Origin of the sequence: Paracoccus haeundaensis, from assembly GCF_006239215.1 — a bacterium.
In the GTDB taxonomy this organism is placed as follows: Bacteria; Pseudomonadota; Alphaproteobacteria; order Rhodobacterales; family Rhodobacteraceae; genus Paracoccus; species Paracoccus marcusii.
Window position 1 is genome coordinate 15,887 of record NZ_VDDC01000001.1, and the last position, 15,709, is coordinate 31,595.

The 15,709-nt window shown below is 68.0% G+C and carries 16 protein-coding genes and 1 tRNA gene; 13 read left to right on the plus strand and 4 right to left on the minus strand.

The window, feature by feature from the left end; genetic code table 11:
• Positions 1-8: 8 nt before the first annotated feature.
• A complete protein-coding gene (locus tag FHD67_RS00090) occupies positions 9-722 on the plus strand; it encodes an SOS response-associated peptidase (protein ID WP_139597420.1) in 714 nt (237 codons plus the stop codon).
• A 43-nt stretch (positions 723-765) separates the two neighbouring features.
• Entirely contained in the window at positions 766-1,485 is a 720-nt protein-coding gene (locus FHD67_RS00095; RefSeq protein ID WP_246071163.1) for a GNAT family N-acetyltransferase, read from the plus strand.
• 52 nt (positions 1,486-1,537) lie between these two features.
• Here FHD67_RS00095 and FHD67_RS00100 read toward each other — a convergent pair whose 3' ends face one another.
• Positions 1,538-2,839, minus strand: a complete 1,302-nt coding sequence (locus tag FHD67_RS00100; protein WP_045999464.1) for an MFS transporter — start codon at positions 2,837-2,839, stop codon at positions 1,538-1,540.
• A gap of 269 nt (positions 2,840-3,108) precedes the next feature.
• On the opposite strand from FHD67_RS00100, the gene FHD67_RS00105 reads away from it, so the two are divergent.
• Complete coding sequence (locus tag FHD67_RS00105) at positions 3,109-4,683, plus strand: gamma-glutamyltransferase (RefSeq protein ID WP_139597421.1); 1,575 nt, start codon at positions 3,109-3,111, stop codon at positions 4,681-4,683.
• Positions 4,684-4,752: 69 nt separating this feature from the next.
• Here FHD67_RS00105 and FHD67_RS00110 read toward each other — a convergent pair.
• Positions 4,753-4,827 (minus strand) — tRNA-Thr (locus tag FHD67_RS00110).
• Positions 4,828-4,964: 137 nt separating this feature from the next.
• On the opposite strand from FHD67_RS00110, the gene FHD67_RS20310 reads away from it, so the two are divergent.
• The 6 genes from FHD67_RS20310 to FHD67_RS00135 all read left to right on the plus strand — a co-directional run bounded on the left by FHD67_RS20310 (position 4,965) and on the right by FHD67_RS00135 (position 9,261).
• Positions 4,965-5,135, plus strand: a complete 171-nt coding sequence (locus FHD67_RS20310; protein ID WP_176695002.1) for a hypothetical protein — start codon at positions 4,965-4,967, stop codon at positions 5,133-5,135.
• Positions 5,135-6,406, plus strand: a complete 1,272-nt coding sequence (gene murA, locus FHD67_RS00115; RefSeq protein ID WP_139597422.1) for a UDP-N-acetylglucosamine 1-carboxyvinyltransferase — start codon at positions 5,135-5,137, stop codon at positions 6,404-6,406. The genes FHD67_RS20310 and murA overlap by 1 nt, the downstream gene beginning before the upstream one ends.
• 3 nt (positions 6,407-6,409) lie before the next feature.
• Positions 6,410-6,886, plus strand: coding sequence for a DUF2948 family protein (locus FHD67_RS00120; RefSeq protein ID WP_139597423.1), 477 nt, complete (start codon positions 6,410-6,412; stop codon positions 6,884-6,886).
• Positions 6,887-7,002: 116 nt separating this feature from the next.
• The gene (hisD, locus tag FHD67_RS00125; RefSeq protein ID WP_139597544.1) at positions 7,003-8,316 is read left to right on the plus strand and encodes a histidinol dehydrogenase; all 1,314 of its coding nucleotides are present in this window, start codon (positions 7,003-7,005) and stop codon (positions 8,314-8,316) included.
• Positions 8,313-8,792 carry a UPF0262 family protein gene (locus tag FHD67_RS00130; RefSeq protein ID WP_127898242.1) on the plus strand — a complete coding sequence of 160 codons (480 nt, stop codon included), beginning with the start codon at positions 8,313-8,315 and terminating at the stop codon, positions 8,790-8,792. Before hisD ends, FHD67_RS00130 begins: the two co-directional genes overlap by 4 nt.
• Positions 8,793-8,796: 4 nt before the next feature.
• On the plus strand, positions 8,797-9,261 hold the full coding sequence (locus FHD67_RS00135; RefSeq protein WP_127898243.1) for an arsenate-mycothiol transferase ArsC: 465 nt from the start codon (positions 8,797-8,799) through the stop codon (positions 9,259-9,261).
• Here FHD67_RS00135 and FHD67_RS00140 read toward each other — a convergent pair.
• Complete coding sequence (locus FHD67_RS00140; protein ID WP_127898244.1) at positions 9,258-9,500, minus strand: DUF1127 domain-containing protein; 243 nt, start codon at positions 9,498-9,500, stop codon at positions 9,258-9,260. The two genes, FHD67_RS00135 and FHD67_RS00140, sit on opposite strands and share 4 nt — an antisense overlap.
• A gap of 134 nt (positions 9,501-9,634) precedes the next feature.
• Here FHD67_RS00140 and FHD67_RS00145 point away from each other — a divergent pair, with 134 nt between their 5' ends.
• Complete coding sequence (locus tag FHD67_RS00145) at positions 9,635-10,501, plus strand: LysR family transcriptional regulator (protein ID WP_045999691.1); 867 nt, start codon at positions 9,635-9,637, stop codon at positions 10,499-10,501.
• A 4-nt stretch (positions 10,502-10,505) separates the two neighbouring features.
• Here the strand turns inward: FHD67_RS00145 and edd are convergent, their stop codons facing one another.
• Complete coding sequence (gene edd, locus FHD67_RS00150) at positions 10,506-12,308, minus strand: phosphogluconate dehydratase (protein WP_139597425.1); 1,803 nt, start codon at positions 12,306-12,308, stop codon at positions 10,506-10,508.
• 122 nt (positions 12,309-12,430) lie between these two features.
• Here edd and FHD67_RS00155 point away from each other — a divergent pair, with 122 nt between their 5' ends.
• The 3 genes from FHD67_RS00155 to zwf are packed head-to-tail and all read left to right on the plus strand — an operon-like array spanning position 12,431 to position 15,708.
• Positions 12,431-13,663 (plus strand): RSP_2647 family RNA methyltransferase, encoded by a 1,233-nt coding sequence (locus tag FHD67_RS00155; protein WP_139597426.1) that lies wholly within the window; start codon positions 12,431-12,433, stop codon positions 13,661-13,663.
• On the plus strand, positions 13,663-14,202 hold the full coding sequence (locus FHD67_RS00160; RefSeq protein ID WP_139597427.1) for an RSP_2648 family PIN domain-containing protein: 540 nt from the start codon (positions 13,663-13,665) through the stop codon (positions 14,200-14,202). Before FHD67_RS00155 ends, FHD67_RS00160 begins: the two co-directional genes overlap by 1 nt.
• 60 nt (positions 14,203-14,262) lie before the next feature.
• Complete coding sequence (zwf, locus tag FHD67_RS00165; protein ID WP_045999456.1) at positions 14,263-15,708, plus strand: glucose-6-phosphate dehydrogenase; 1,446 nt, start codon at positions 14,263-14,265, stop codon at positions 15,706-15,708.
• Position 15,709: the final 1 nt, after the last annotated feature.

The following is a 15,709-nucleotide window of genomic DNA, read 5'->3' on the forward strand; positions in this document are numbered from 1 at the left end:
GCGGCCCCATGCCCACGGTGCCCGTCACCGTGGCCGGCGGGTCATTGACGCCGGTCCGGGACGGGCCCAGAGATGGACGCGAACCAGCGGAGGGCGGGGCGATCTGCAACCTTTACAACCACACGACGCCGCAGGAGGCGCTTGTCCGGTTGATCGACGGGCTGACGGACCGGTCGGGAAACCTGGCGCCGGGCAGCGTCTATCCCGACCAGTTGGCGCCGATCATCCGGAACGGCGCGGTCGGGCCGGAGCTGGTCAAGGCGCGGTGGGGCATGCCGTCGCCGCGCTTTGCGCTGAATACGGAACGCGACCCGGGCGTCACGAATGTCCGCAACCTGGAGTCCCCCCATTGGCGGCGCTGGCTTGGCCGCGAGCATCGCTGTCTGGTGCCGCTGACCAGCTTTTCCGAACCGCGCGGCAAGGGCAAGGGCGTGCAGTGGTTCGCACCCGCCGATCCAGGCGCGACCCTGTTCTTTGCCGGGATCGAGACGCGCGGCTGGCGATCGGTTCGCAAGGTCAAGGACGGAGAGACGGTCGACGACCTCTATGCCTTTCTGACCTGTCCTCCGAACGCCGAGGTCGCGCCGATCCATCCCAAGGCGATGCCGGTGATCCTGACGCGCCCCCAGGAATGGCACGCCTGGCTGGACGGCATACCGGCGACTGAGCTGCAGCGGCCGCTGCCCGACGGGGCATTGACGCTGGTCGAGGCACCGGTGTGATGCCCAGGGGTCATCCCGGGTCAGGCATCGCGCGGGTCCATCCGTGGCGCAACGGGCCGCCAGCCTTGGAAAGGAGCGATGGGACATGCATGTGGGCCTGACCCGCTGGTCACCGCCCCCGGCCCCCGCGCGGGCGCCGATCATCGGACGATACGTGCGGTTGGAACCGCTGCAGGCCGGTCATGCAGGGACGCTGTACGCTGCCGCATCCGCGGACGGGACCGATGACCGCTTTCGCTGGCTTTTCGAGCATCCGCCCCAGGATCGTGCCACCTTTGCGGATTGGGTCGACCATGTATCGTCATCGGCCGACCCGATGTTCTTTGCGGTGGTCGATGCCGCCACGGGCCGCGCCGAGGGTCGTCAGGCGTTGATGCGGATCGACCGCACCCATGGCGTGATCGAGATCGGCAGCATCATGTGGGGCCCCGCCCTGCAGCGCAGCCGCATGGCGACCGAGGCGCTGTTCCTGTTCGCGGACCACGTCTTTGCGTTGGGCTATCGGCGGTTCGAATGGAAATGCAACGACCTGAACGCGCTCTCGAAACGGGCCGCCCTGCGTTTCGGTTTTCGGCCCGAGGGGGTCTTTCGGCAGCACATGGTCGTCAAGGGGACCAACCGCGACACGGCCTGGTTCGCGATGACCGATCAAGACTGGCAGGAACTGCGACCCGGCTATCTGGCGTGGCTGGCGCCCGACAATTTCGACGCCGATGGTGGGCAGCGGCGCACGCTTGGGGCCTGTCTGCGCGGCGGCGCATGACGGATGCATCCCGCGCCGCCGGGCGCGGGGTGCAAGAATCACCGGTCGGCGATCAGATCTTGTCGCGCCCCGTAGCCACGATGCAGATCAACGAGATCACGGCGGCGCCCAGCAGATAGTATCCGACCTGCGCCATGCCATAGTTCATCTGCAGCCAGGTTGCTGCATAAGGTGCCAGCGACGCGCCGAAGATGCCGGCAAAGTTGAACGTCAGCGACGACCCGGTATAGCGGACCTGGGCCGGGAAGGGCGCGGCCAGCGCCGCCCCGATGACCCCATAGGTCAGGCCCATCAGCATCAGGCTGATCGTGACGAACAGATAGACGCTGGCCTCGTTCTGGGCGCTGCCCTGCATCAGCGACCCGAAGGACAGGGCAAAGGCCCCGATCAGGATGGTCACGATGATCAGGAAGCCATAGCGCCCGGTGCGATCCGCGATCTTGCCGGCAAAGGGAATTGTCAGGCCGAAGACGACCGATCCATAGATCTGGATCAGCAATGCGTCCTTGAACGGGATCCCCAGGACCTTGACGTTGTAGGACAGCAGCCACGCCGTCGCCAGATAGAACAGCACGAAGGTCGCCAGCGCCGCGAAGGTGCCCAGGAACACGCTCAGCTTGTGATGGCGGAACAGTTCGGCCAGGGGGACGGACACGCGCTTGTCCTTTTTCACGGCCTCGGCGAATTCGGGGGTCTCGGTGATGGACAGGCGGATCCACAGGCCGATCCCGACCAGCAGGATCGACGACAGGAACGGCAGCCGCCAGCCCCAGGCCAGCAGCTCGTCTTGGGTGATGAAGTGCAGCAGCACCCAGAAGAACCCCGACGACAGCAGAAGACCGACGGGCGCGCCCAGCTGCGGGAACATCCCGTACCAGCTGCGCTTGCCCTCGGGTGCGTTTTCGGTCGCCAGCAGGACGGCCCCGCCCCATTCGCCGCCCAGGCCGAAGCCCTGTCCGAACCGGCACAGCGCCAGCAGCAGCGGCGCCCAGACGCCAATCTGGTCATAGGTCGGCAACAGGCCGATGGTGACGGTCGACACCCCCATCGTCAGAAGCGCGGCGACCAGCGTGGCCTTGCGGCCGATGCGGTCGCCGTAATGGCCAAAGACGATGGCCCCCAACGGCCGCGCAAAGAACGCGATCGAGAAGGTCGCAAAGGACGCCAGCAGCGCCGTGGTCGGGTCCGATCCCGGAAAGAACAGCGACGGAAAGATCAGCACCGCGGCCGTCGCATAGATGTAGAAGTCGAAGAATTCGATCGTCGTGCCGATGAGGCTGGCCGTCAGGACCTGGGCGGGCGAATTGGCGGGGGCCGCGCCGGCGGGCGGGGCGGGTGGTCGGGTGGATGTCATGGCGGGTCCATAGGGCGCATGATTTCAGAGGATCTCGGCCCGTGCGCTGCGACCGGCGCTGATGATGCAGCCCTGATGCGTCGGCCTGTACGGAGGAGGATCGTCGGATGGCCGTTCCGTCGTGAACGACCGGTGCCGACTTAACCGGACGACCGGCGGTGTCAAGTTTGCACATGTCGGGCGGCCCGCCCTTGCATGACGCCGCCCGACGCGCTCAGGTGGGGCGGGGCGTCCCCCCGCAGGCGATGTCGATCACGGAAGGCCAGGCCATGTCGAATTTCTCCAGAACGCAGCGCATCCGCAAGGAGGTCGTCTGGACCGATGGCGGCGTCGTCGCCGCGCAGCATCGCAAGGCGGCCGAGGTCGGCGCTGCGGTCCTGGCCGCCGGGGGCGACGCGATGGACGCGGCGGTCGCGACATCCTTTGCGGTGGGCGTGGTCGAGCCGTGGATGTCGGGTCCGATGGGTGGCGGCATGATGACCCTGTGGCGCGCGGGTGAACAGCGGGCCGAGACGATCGAGTTCGGGATGCGCGCACCTGCGGGCCTTGACGCAGCCGACTATCCGCTGGAGCCGGGGCGGCAGGCGGCGGACCTGTTTCCCTGGACGCGCGTCAGGGACGACCGCAACATCTATGGCGCGACCTCTGTCGCGGTGCCGGGAACGGTCGCCGGGATGGCGCTGGCCCATCGGCGGTACGGGACACGCGACTGGGGCGATCTGCTGGCCCCCGCCGTGGCCTTGGCAGAGGAGGGGATGCTGCTCGACTGGTATTCGTCGCTGTTGATCGCGTCCGCGGCGCGCCAGCTGGCGCAGGACCCCGATGCGGCGGCGCTGTTCATGGCGGACGGGCAATGGCCCGACATCGCCGGTTGGACCACGGCCTCGGCCGCGCGCCTGGATCAGCGCGTCCATGCGGCCACCCTGCGACGGCTGGCCGATCACGGTGCCCAGGATTTATATCACGGCGACATCGGCCAGATGCTGGTCGACGATGTGCGCGCCAAGGGCGGCTGCCTGTCGATGGAGGATCTGCGCAGCTATCAGGCAGAGGCCCGTGCGCCCCGGACGGTCCGCTATCGCGATGCCGTCATCCACGCGCCGTCGGGCCTGTCCGCGGGGGCCGAACTGGTCACGGCCCTGCAGCAGATGCAGGCGGCCTTCGATCCCGGTGATGCGCCGTCGGCGGCCAGCTATGCCGCGCTGGCGTCAGGCCTGGGCGATGCCTATCGCGACCGGCTGACCCATGCGGGCGACACAGGCGAAAGCCCGCGCGCCCCGGCCTGCACCACCAGCTTCAGCGTCGTGGACCGGCACGGCAACATGGTGAACGTCACCCAGACCCTGCTGTCGATGTTCGGCAGCCATGTCGTGTCCGGGCAAACCGGGATGCTGCTGAACAACGGCATCATGTGGTTCGACCCCGAGCAAGGCCGACCGAATTCGCTGGCGCCGGGCAAGCGGTGCCTGATGAACGTCTGTCCCATCGTGGGGCAGGTGGGCGACCGGATGTTCGCCATCGGCGCGTCGGGCGGGCGCAAGATCCTGCCTGCGGTGGCCAACCTGGTCAGCTTCATGGTGGATTTCGGGATGGACCTGGAACAGGCGTTCCACACGCCGCGGATCGACGCCTCTGCCGCGACAGGCACGGTCATGGACGAGGATCTGCCGCAGGACGTGGCGCAGGCGCTGGCCGCCATAGGCCCCGTGACGACGGCCAAGCGAACGGTCCATCCCTATGCCTTCGCCGTGCCCGCGGGCGTGATGCGCCAGGCGGGCCGGAACTGCGGCGCGACCGAGATCATGAGCCCCTGGGGCGACGCTGTCTGCGAGGCGGACATGTGATCGCAAAGCGTCATCCGCAGGTGACGCAGCAACCCTGCGGTGCTGGATCTGGGTGCATCTGTGGGTGAATGGTGCTGTGAGAGAGGATTGAACTCTCGACCTCACCCTTACCAAGGGTGTGCTCTACCACTGAGCTACCACAGCAACGTGAGGGGGCGTTTAGACAAAGGTTTCGACCCCTGCAAGGGGGTCCGAACGATTTTTCGGGATTTTGGCGATTGATCGCGCGCGGCGTGTGCGTTTGCTGGACGTGCGGCCCGCGCGGCGCTAACAGGACTGCCATGACCGACCGACGCAATGACAAGCCAAACCCCGACAGCCGCGAGGAACGCCTGCGACAGGCGCTGCGCGCGAATCTGGCACGGCGCAAGGAACAGGCGCGGGCGCGGGCGGATCGGGACGACAACAAGACTGCCCCGGATGCGGGCGGCGAGACAGGCAAGGACAGCTGATGGACCAGATCATCGTCACGGGGAACGGCCCCCTTCACGGGGAAATCCCCATCGCGGGTGCCAAGAACGCCTGCCTGACGCTGATGCCCGCGACGCTGTTGACCGATCAGCCGCTGACGCTGACCAATGCGCCCCGCCTGTCCGACATTCGCACCATGACCGCGCTGCTGGGCTCGCTTGGGGCCGAGGTCGCCAGCCTGCAGGAGGGCCAGGTTCTGGCGCTGTCTAGTCATGCGATGACCAGCCACCGGGCGGAATATGACATCGTGCGCAAGATGCGTGCCTCGATCCTGGTGCTGGGGCCGATGCTGGCGCGGGACGGCGTGGCCGAGGTGTCGCTGCCCGGCGGCTGCGCGATCGGCGCGCGGCCCGTGGACCTGCACCTGCGCGCGCTGGAGGCGATGGGCGCGACGCTGGACCTGTGCGAGGGCTATGTCCACGCCAAGGCACCGGCGGGGGGCCTGAAGGGCGCGGTCTTCGAGTTCCCGGTCGTGTCGGTGGGCGCGACGGAAAACGCGCTGATGGCCGCCACGCTTGCGCGCGGCACGACCGTCTTGAAGAACGCCGCGCGCGAGCCCGAGATCGTCGATCTGGCCCGCTGCCTGCGTGCGATGGGCGCCCAGATCGATGGCGAGGGGACCGGGACCATCACCATCCAGGGCGTGCAGGCGCTGCATGGCGCGACGCATCCGGTGGTGACCGACCGGATCGAACTGGGAACCTATATGCTCGCGCCCGCCATGTGCGGCGGCGAAGTCGAGCTGCTGGGTGGCCGGATCGAGCTGCTGGCGGCCTTCTGCGAGAAGCTGGACGAGGCCGGGATCAGCGTCGAGGAGACCGAGCGCGGGCTCAAGGTCGCGCGCAGGAACGGCCGCGTGCGCGCCGTCGATGTTCGGACCGAGCCCTTCCCCGGGTTCCCCACCGACCTGCAGGCGCAGTTCATGGCCCTGATGTGCTTGGCCGAGGGCACGTCGGTGCTGGAGGAGACGATCTTCGAGAACCGCTTCATGCACGCGCCCGAACTGGCCCGAATGGGCGCGCAGATCGAGGTTCACGGCGGCCATGCGACCGTCACCGGGGTCGAGAAGCTGCGCGGGGCGCCGGTGATGGCCACCGACCTGCGCGCCTCGGTCAGCCTGATCCTTGCCGGGATGGCCGCGCAGGGGCAGACGACCGTCAGCCGCGTCTATCACCTGGATCGCGGTTACGAACATGTCGTGCGCAAGCTGCGCGGCGTGGGTGCCCATATCGAACGCGTCAAGGAGGAGTGATCCATGGCAGAGGATGCCCGTTTCGCCGATGCCGACCCCCGGCCGCTGGCCCTGAGGGCCGAGGACGAGGCCGACCTGCGCATCCTGTCCTCGTTGGTCCAGGATGCGGTGCTGACAGGCGCCGACATCAGCCATGATGCCAAGGCGCGGCGGCTGTCGCTGCTGATCACGCGCTTTCGGTGGGAGGATGCCGCGGACGCCCGGATGCAGAACCGCGAATTCGAACGCGTGCGTTCGGTGCTGGTCATCAGCGACGTGATGCGCGTCGTCAGCGACGGCGTCGGGCACGACGGGGACACCGTCCTGTCGCTGCTGGCGATCCGCTGGCAGGCCGGAGAGGACGGGACAGGTCGCCTGTCGCTGGATTTCGCGGGGGACGGGACCATCCTGGCTGATGTGGAATGCATCAATCTGGACCTGCGCGACGTGACGCGCCCGCATCGGGCGGTGTCGGGCAAGGCACCGCGGCATCCGGACTAGGACCGCTTCCGGGTCTTTGGGCAAGAACGAAGCCCGCGGCATCCTGTCCGCCCCCTGACGCTTGAGCCGGGCGGGGGCGCAGGATAGGGGCGCGCGGGAACACGAAGGGAATGATGATGCCGGTCTTTCTGAACAGCACCGATGCCGATTTCGAACAGGGCTTCCGCGCGATGCTGGGTGCCAAGCGCGAGGATTCGTCGGACGTGAACGACGCGGTCACCGCCATCATCCGCGATGTCCGCGACCGCGGCGACGCGGCCCTGTGCGATCTGACGACCCGGTTCGACCGGCTGGACCTGACGCCCGCCACGCTGCGCTTCTCTTCCGAGGAGATCGCGGAACAGGTGGCCCGCGTGACGCCCGAGGACCGCGCGGCCCTGGCCCTGGCGGCCGAGCGCATCCGCGCCTATCACGCCCGCCAGATGCCCGAGGATGCCAGCTGGACCGACCCCGAGGGCGCGACCCTGGGCTGGCGGTGGAGTGCCGTGTCGGCGGCGGGCCTGTATGTGCCGGGCGGGCAGGCGGCCTATCCCTCCAGCGTGCTGATGAACGCGATCCCGGCGCGGGTGGCGGGGGTGGAACGGCTTGTCATCTGCGTGCCGACGCCGGACGGGGTGATCAACCCGGTGGTCCTGCTGGCGGCGCAGCTGTCGGGCGTCGATGAGATCTATCGCATCGGGGGCGCGCAGGCGGTGGCGGCGATGGCTTACGGCACGGACACCATCGCGCCGGTCGACAAGATCACCGGTCCCGGCAACGCCTATGTCGCCGCGGCCAAGCGGCAGGTGTTCGGCCGCGTGGGCATCGACATGATCGCGGGCCCGTCCGAGGTTCTGGTGATCGCGGACGCGGATCAGAACCCCGAATGGCTGGCCTGGGACCTGCTGGCGCAGGCCGAGCATGACGCCGATGCGCAGTCGATCCTGATCACCACCGATCCGGCCATGGCCCGCGCCGTGGCCGCCGAGGTCGAGCGGATCATCCCCACGCTGGAGCGCGCGGCCATCGCGGGGGCCAGCTGGCGCGATTACGGCACGCTGATCGTGGTGGACGACCTGGATCAGGCCGCAGCCCTGTCGAACCGCATCGCGCCCGAGCATCTGGAGCTGTGCGTGGCCGACCCCGAGGGGCTGGCCGCCAAATGCATCCATGCCGGCGCGATCTTTCTGGGCGCGCATACGCCCGAGGCGGTGGGAGACTATGTCAGCGGGCCGAATCACGTCCTGCCCACGGCGCGGTCGGCGCGGTTCAGTTCCGGCCTGTCGGTGATGGATTTCCTCAAGCGCACCACCATGGCGCGGCTGACGCCGGGGGCATTGGCCGCGATCGGTCCCGCCGCGGTGCGTCTGGCCGCATCCGAGGGCTTGCAGGCGCATGGCGCTTCGGTTCAGGCTCGGCTGGGGACATTGAACGAAAGACCGCTGGAATGAGCCGCATCACCCGGATCGAGATCGACGACAGCGCCATCGCCCCGGCCACGCCGGAAATGGAGCAGGAGCGGCGCGTCGCCATCTTCGATCTGATCGAGGACAACAGCTTTGCCGTTCCCGGCCGCGACGGGGGTGCCGCGCCAGACGGGCCCTTCGTGCTGGAGCTGTGCATCCGCGAGGGGCGGCTGGTGTTCGACGTCACCGCCGAGGACGCGACCAAGGTGGCCGAGTTCCACCTGTCCCTTGGGCCGTTCCGGCAGGTGGTCAAGGACTACTTCCAGATCTGCCAAAGCTATTTCGACGCGGTCAAGCGCCTGCCCCCCGCCCAGATCGAGGCGATCGACATGGCCCGGCGCGGCATCCACAACGAAGGCGCGCGCACCCTGCAGGAGCGGCTGGAGGGCAAGGCCAGCCTGGACATCGACACCGCGCGCCGCCTGTTCACCCTGATCTGTGCGCTGATCCCGCAGGGTTGATCCGATGACGCAGGACAAGATCCCCTCATCGGTTCTGTTCTGCTGCGACCACAATTCCATCCGCTCGCCCATGGCCGAGGGGATGATGAAGAAGTTCTATGGCCGCGCGGCCTATGTCCAGTCGGCGGGCGTGAAGAACGACATGGAGGTCGACGGCTTCGCCATCGCCGTCTGCGACGAGATCGGCGTGCCGCTGGCGAACCATCGCAGCCGCAGCTTCGAGGAGATGCAGGACTGGGGCGACGACCTGGGCCAGTTCGACCTGATCGTGGCCCTGTCGCCGGCCAGCCAGCGGATGGCGCTGGAAATGACGCGTCATGCGCATCTGGACGTGGAATACTGGCCGATCATGGACCCGACCGGCCTTGCCGAAGGGCGCGAGGCGCGGCTGGCGGCCTATCGCCAGACCCGCGACCAGATCGAGACGCGGATGCGCGCCCGCTTCGGCCCGCCGCACGACCCGACCTAGCAGCGGACGTCCCGGTCCTGGCGCCAATGGGCGGGCACGTCCCAGATGGGGCGGGACATCTCGGCGATCACGTCGTCGCGGGTCAAACCGATGTCGCGCAGCTGGTCGTCGGACAGGCGTGACAGGTCGATGCGGGTGCGGCGTACGTCGAACATGGTCAATACGCGTTCCACCCACCAGGGGCGGGGCAGGATGCCATGGCCGGTCACCACGCGCAGCAGGGCGTTCTTCTGGGTCATCGTTCAGCCTCCTTGATTGAATGCATCAACATTGATGATGGATATTGTTTCGATCATCTTTCCAGTTGATGAATATCGTCCGGGGGCGTATTTGTGAAACGAATGGTTTTGATGTGATCCATCAGGGAAACTGGATGATGCGCAATCTGGATATCGCGACGCTTCGGTCCTTGCAGGCGGTCGCCGAATACGGTGCCGTCACCCGGGCGGCCGAGGCGCTGAACATGACGCAGAGCGCCCTGTCGATGCAGATGAAGCGGCTGGAGGAGGTGTTCGGCCGTCCCATGCTGGCCAAGGTCGGCCGCGGGGTCATCCTGTCGGATTTCGCGCAGGACCTGTTGGGCGAAAGCCGCAAGCTGGTGGCGCTGAACGATGCGATCCTGTCGCGCTATACCGGACTGCAGCCCGAACAGAAGCTGCGCGTGGGTCTCAGCAGCGACTGGCTGTTTGCCAAGGTCGCCCAGACCGTGCGCGCCTTTCGCAAGGATTACCCGCGGGTCGAACTGGTCATGCGCGACGCCCGGACCAAGGACCTGCGGGCGCAGATGCGGCGGGGCGAACACGACGTCATCCTGACTACCGAATTCGAGGCACCGGCGGGCGCGATCCATCTGGCCAAGGTCGATCTGGCCTGGGTGGGCGCCGTGGGCGGCAGCGCGTGGCAGGACCGGCCGCTGGCGCTGGCGACATCGTCGCATTGCGCCTATTACCCCGCGGCCATCGCCGCGCTGGATGCGGCAGGCATCGGCTGGACCCACCCTGCCGGAGAGGGCGGGGACGAGAACTGGCACATCCTGGCCGCCGCCGATCTGGGCGTCACCGTGCGCCCGCGCGGCATTCCGCAGGCGGGGCTGGAGGATGTGGAACATGGCGGCGGGCTGCCGCCGCTGCCGCCGACCTGGTTGAACGTCTATGTGGCGGACGGCCCGGCGCGGCGGACGGCCTCGGATTTCGCGGGCTATCTGCGCCGCGTCGTCTGCGAGGTCGCCGCCGCCGCCTGACGGATCAGACCACCACGCCCGCGCCTTCGGTCGCAGGCCCGGCATTGGCGCGGAAGGCCGCGAACAGCTCGCGTCCCAGGCCCTCGTGGCTGCCCTTGGGGTCGAAGACGGCGGCATCGCGGCTGTCGAAATCGGCCTCCAGGCATTCCAGCGTGCCGTTCGCCGCATCCAGCCGCACCCGGTCGCCATCGCGCAGCCGCGCCAGCGGACCGCCCATCGCCGCTTCGGGCGAGACGTGGATCGCGGCAGGCACCTTGCCCGATGCGCCCGACATGCGCCCGTCGGTGACCAGCGCGACCTTGAGGCCGCGGTCCTGCAGGACCGCCAGCGTCGGGGTCAGCGAATGCAGTTCCGGCATGCCGTTGGCGCGCGGCCCCTGAAAGCGGACGACGACGATCGTGTCCTCGGTGAACTCGCCGGCGCGGAAGGCGGTCTTGACCGATTCCTGGTCCTGGAACACGCGGGCGCGGGCCTCGATCAGGTGGCGTTCGGGGGCGACGGCGCTGATCTTGATGACGCCGCGGCCCAGGTTGCCCTGCAGCTGCTTCAGCCCGCCCGTGGCTGCGAACGGATCGCTGGCGGGGCGCAGGATGCGGTCGTTCAGCGTGGTGCGCGCGCCGTCCTCCCACCGGATGGTGTCGCCGTCCAGCTTGGGTTCGCGGACATAGCTGTCCAGCCCCGACCCGGTGATCGTCTTGACGTCCGGATGCAGCAGGCCCGCCTCCAGCAGTTGCCCGATCATGTAGCCCAGGCCCCCCGCCGCGTGGAAATGGTTCACGTCGGCCAGCCCGTTGGGATAGACCCGCGCCATCAGCGGCACATTCTCCGACAGGTCGTGGAAATCGGCGATGTCGATGATGACGCCCGCAGCCCGCGCCATCGCCGGCAAGTGCAGGACCAGGTTGGTGGACCCGCCCGTGGCCATCAGGCCGACGATGCCGTTCACGAAGGCGCGTTCGTCCAGCACCTGACCGGCAGGGGTATATTCGTTGCCCAGATTGGTGATCTGCGCCGCGCGCTGGACCGCGGCCACGGTCAACGCCTCGCGCAGCGGCGTGTTCGGGTTCACGAAGCTTGAGCCAGGCAGGTGCAGGCCCATGAACTCCATCAGCATCTGGTTGGTGTTCGCGGTGCCGTAGAAGGTGCAGGTGCCAGCCGAATGATAGCTGGCCATCTCGGCCTTCATCAGCTCGTCGCGGCCGACCTCTCCGGTGGCGAATTGCTGGCGGACCTTGGATTTCTCGTCATTGGGCAGGCCCGAGGGCATCGGACCCGCGGGGACGAAGACCGCCGGGATATGCCCGAAGGTCGCGGCCGAGATGATCAGGCCCGGCACGATCTTGTCGCAGACGCCCAGGTACAGCGCCGAATCAAAGCAGTCATGCGACAGGGCCACCCCGGCGGCCAGCGCGATCACGTCGCGCGAGAACAGCGACAGCTCCATCCCCGGGCGGCCTTGCGTCACGCCGTCGCACATGGCCGGGACGCCGCCCGCGACCTGCACCGTGGCCCCCGCCGCGCGGCCCGCGGCGCGGATCACGTCGGGATAGCGTTCAAAGGGCTGATGCGCCGACAGCATGTCGTTATAGGCCGTCACGATCCCGATATTGGGCTTTCGCGTCGTGGCCATGTCGACCTTGTCGTCCATCGCCGCATAGGCATGGGCCTGATTGCCGCAGGACAGGTGCGCACGGGCCGGGCCGTCCTGCGACGCACGGGCGATCTTGGCCAGATAGGCGCTGCGGCTGTCATGGGACCGCTCGCGGATGCGGTCGGTGACGCGGTCGATCATGGCGTGAAGGGTCATGGGTGCCTCCTCTGGCTTTGCGGCACTATACGCCGTTAGCGTTAACGGTTCAACCATCGGCGGTGGCCAGCCTTGTGCGCGGGGGTGGGAAATGTCAGATCGACCGCAAAAGGAGTTTTGCCATGAGCGAACTGCACAGCGACGACCAGACCGCCGGCCATCCCAACGATCGCGCCGTGATCCGGTTGCGCCCGAAATCCAAGCCGCAGGCGATCCGCCACGGCTTCCCCTGGGTCTTTGCCGACGAGGCGGTGCTGGACCGCCGCACCAAGGCGCTGCCCCCCGGCGGCCTGGCCGTGCTGGAGGATGCCGAGCGTCAGCCGCTGGCCCTGGTGACCGTGAACCCGGTCAGTAAGATCATCGCCCGCGTGATGGACACCGACCCGGGCGCGGTGATCGACGGCGCCTGGCTGCGCGCGCGCCTGACCCGCGCCCTGCAGATGCGCGAGCGGATCTATGACGAGCCCTTCTATCGTCTGGTCCATGCCGAGGCCGACGGCCTGCCGGGCCTGGTCATCGACCGCTTCGGCGACGCGGCCGTGATCCAGCCCAACGCGGCCTGGGCCGACGGCATGGCCGGGGACATCGCCGATGCGCTGATCGAGGTCGCGGGCGTCTCCACGGTCGTCCTGAACGGGCAGGGCCGGTCGCGCGGCCTGGAAGGTCTGGCAGAGCGGCTGGAGGTCATCCGCGGCGCGGCCCCATCCGGCCCGGTCCAGGTGCGCATGAACGGCGCGACCTATCTGGCCGATCTTCTGGGCGGGCAGAAGACGGGCCTGTTCTTCGACCAGCGCCCGAACCACGCCTTCGCGCAGCGGCTGGTGGATGGCGGGTCGGTCCTGGACGTGTTCAGCCATGTGGGTGGTTTCGGCCTGGCGGCGCTGGCGGCGGGGGCCGACAGCGCGCTTTGCATCGACGGCAGCGCGCCGGCGCTGGAGCTGGCACGGGGCGGTGCGGCCGCGATGGGTGCCGCGGACCGGCTGGAGACGCAGCAGTCGGATGCCTTCGACGCGCTGGAGACCCTGGCCGAACAAGGGCGGACCTTCGACGTGGTGGTCTGCGACCCGCCGGCCTTCGCGCCGTCGAAGCCCGCGCTGGAAAAGGGCCTGCGCGCCTATGAGCGGATCGCCAAGATGGCCGCGCCGCTGGTCGCGCCGGGCGGCTATCTGGTCCTGTGCAGCTGTTCGCACGCCGCCGACCTGACCGCCTTCCGCAATGTCAGCGCGCGCGGCATCGGACGCGGCGGGCGACGCGGGGTGCTGATCCATACCGGTCAGGCCGGGCCCGACCATCCGACCCTGCCGCAGCTGGCCGAGACGGGCTATCTCAAGGCGCTGTTCTTCCGGCTGGACTGATGCGCGCCGTCCTGGACGCCAATGTGCTGTTCCCCACCATCCTGCGCGAGATCCTGACCGATCTGGCGCAGGCGGGGCTTTATCACGCGCTTTGGTCGGACCGCATCTTGGAGGAATGGCACCGCGCCGCCGCCCGCATCGGCCCTGATGCCGAAAGCGTCGCGGGGGCCCAGATCGCGCTTCTGCGCCTGCGCTTTCCGCAGGCAGTGCAGCCCGATGACGGGCAGGCGGCGATCGACCGGGATTTTCCCGACCCCGCCGACCGCCATGTGGTCGAAGCCGCGCTGGTAGGGGACGCATCCCTGATCGTCACCGCGAACCTGCGCGATTTTCCACAGCGGATGATGACCGGGCTGGGCCTGTGCGCCATCCATCCCGATGCGTTTCTGCTGGATCTACTGGCACGCGACCGGCCCGCGGTCCTGTCCGCGCTGCAGGCCGCCCGCGACCGTGCGGAGGCCGCGGGCGGTGCCATGAGCATGGCCGAGATGCTGAAGCGCTGCCGCCTTCCGCGGCTGGCGCGCGCAGTGAAAGGTTGAACGGCATTGCTGTTATCGCTAACAAGGGGTAAGGCGAACGCCACCCAACAGGAGGACAGCATGGTCTCTCGTGTCATTCCGGTCGATGACTTCGACCTCGTGATCTTTGGCGCCACGGGCGATCTGGCCCATCGCAAGATCCTGCCCGGTCTCTACCGGCGCTTCAAGGCGGGACAGTTCCCGGCCACCAGCCAGATCATCGGCGCCGCGCGCACCGACCAGGACGACGACGCCTTCCGCGCCGAGGCGTCCAAGGCCATCTGCGAATTCGCGGGCGCCAAGGCGGACGACCCGCAGCTGGCCGAGTTTCTGGGCCTGCTGGGCTATGTCTCCATCGACGCCAAGGGCGAGGGCGGCTGGCAGGCGCTGAAGGACCGGATGCGCAAGGGCGCGGTCCATGCGTTCTATTTCTCGGTCGCGCCGGCGCTGTTCGGCGACATCGCCGAGCGTCTGGCGGGTCACGGCATCGCCGATGATGACAGCCGCATCGTGGTGGAAAAGCCGTTCGGCCGCGACCTGGCCAGCGCCAAGGCGCTGAACGCCACGCTGGCGCAGCATTTCAACGAACAGCAGATCTATCGGATCGACCATTACCTTGGCAAGGAAACCGTCCAGAACCTGATGGCGGTGCGCTTTGCCAATGTCCTGTTCGAACCGCTGTGGAACGCGCAATACGTGGACCACGTCCAGATCACCGTGGCCGAGACCGTGGGCGTGGCCGGACGCGGCAGCTATTACGACAAGTCCGGCGCGATCCGGGACATGGTCCAGAACCACATGATGCAGCTTCTGTGCCTGATCGCGATGGAGCCGCCCTATCACTTCGACCCCGACGCCGTGCGCGACGAAAAGCTGAAGGTGATCCGCGCGCTGGAGCCGCTGGAGCCCGCCGACATCGTCCGCGGTCAGTATCAGGGTGAGGGCAGCGACTATCTGACCGATGCCGAGGACCCCGATTCGCGGACCGAAAGCTATGTCGCGATGAAGGTGCGGATTTCCAACTGGCGCTGGCAGGGCACGCCCTTCTATCTGCGCACCGGAAAGAAGCTGCGCGCGCGGACCAGCGAGATCGCGATCACCTTCAAGGAACCGCCGCATTCGATCTTTGACGACAGCGGCCATCCCAAGGCCAACGAGCTGGTCATCCGCCTGCAGCCGAACGAGGGCATGAACCTCAAGGTGATGATCAAGGAGCCGGGGCCGGGCGGCATGCGCCTGGTGCAGGTGCCGCTGGACATGTCATTTGCCGATGCCCTGGGGCCGGAGGGCGCGGACATGCCCGACGCCTACGAGCGGCTGATCATGGACGTGATCCGCGGCAACCAGACGCTGTTCATGCGCGGCGACGAGGTCGAGGCGGCCTGGGCCTGGACCGACCCGATCATCAAGTCCTGGGAGGAGGGCAAGCGCCGGCCCGAACCCTATGACAGCGGATCCTCGGGGCCCGAGGAGGCGTTGCGCCTGATGCACCGCGACAACCGTCGCTGGAGGGAGATCAGGGCATGAG

Coding starts and splice junctions, on each gene's coding strand:
- FHD67_RS00090 (WP_139597420.1), top strand. CDS start 9: ATGCCCACGGTGCCCGTCACCGTGGCCGGCGGGTCATTGACGCCGGTC.
- FHD67_RS00100 (WP_045999464.1), bottom strand. CDS start 2,839: ATGACATCCACCCGACCACCCGCCCCGCCCGCCGGCGCGGCCCCCGCC.
- FHD67_RS00105 (WP_139597421.1), top strand. CDS start 3,109: ATGTCGAATTTCTCCAGAACGCAGCGCATCCGCAAGGAGGTCGTCTGG.
- FHD67_RS20310 (WP_176695002.1), top strand. CDS start 4,965: ATGACCGACCGACGCAATGACAAGCCAAACCCCGACAGCCGCGAGGAA.
- murA (WP_139597422.1), top strand. CDS start 5,135: ATGGACCAGATCATCGTCACGGGGAACGGCCCCCTTCACGGGGAAATC.
- FHD67_RS00120 (WP_139597423.1), top strand. CDS start 6,410: ATGGCAGAGGATGCCCGTTTCGCCGATGCCGACCCCCGGCCGCTGGCC.
- hisD (WP_139597544.1), top strand. CDS start 7,003: ATGCCGGTCTTTCTGAACAGCACCGATGCCGATTTCGAACAGGGCTTC.
- FHD67_RS00130 (WP_127898242.1), top strand. CDS start 8,313: ATGAGCCGCATCACCCGGATCGAGATCGACGACAGCGCCATCGCCCCG.
- FHD67_RS00135 (WP_127898243.1), top strand. CDS start 8,797: ATGACGCAGGACAAGATCCCCTCATCGGTTCTGTTCTGCTGCGACCAC.
- FHD67_RS00140 (WP_127898244.1), bottom strand. CDS start 9,500: ATGACCCAGAAGAACGCCCTGCTGCGCGTGGTGACCGGCCATGGCATC.
- FHD67_RS00145 (WP_045999691.1), top strand. CDS start 9,635: ATGATGCGCAATCTGGATATCGCGACGCTTCGGTCCTTGCAGGCGGTC.
- edd (WP_139597425.1), bottom strand. CDS start 12,308: ATGACCCTTCACGCCATGATCGACCGCGTCACCGACCGCATCCGCGAG.
- FHD67_RS00155 (WP_139597426.1), top strand. CDS start 12,431: ATGAGCGAACTGCACAGCGACGACCAGACCGCCGGCCATCCCAACGAT.
- FHD67_RS00160 (WP_139597427.1), top strand. CDS start 13,663: ATGCGCGCCGTCCTGGACGCCAATGTGCTGTTCCCCACCATCCTGCGC.
- zwf (WP_045999456.1), top strand. CDS start 14,263: ATGGTCTCTCGTGTCATTCCGGTCGATGACTTCGACCTCGTGATCTTT.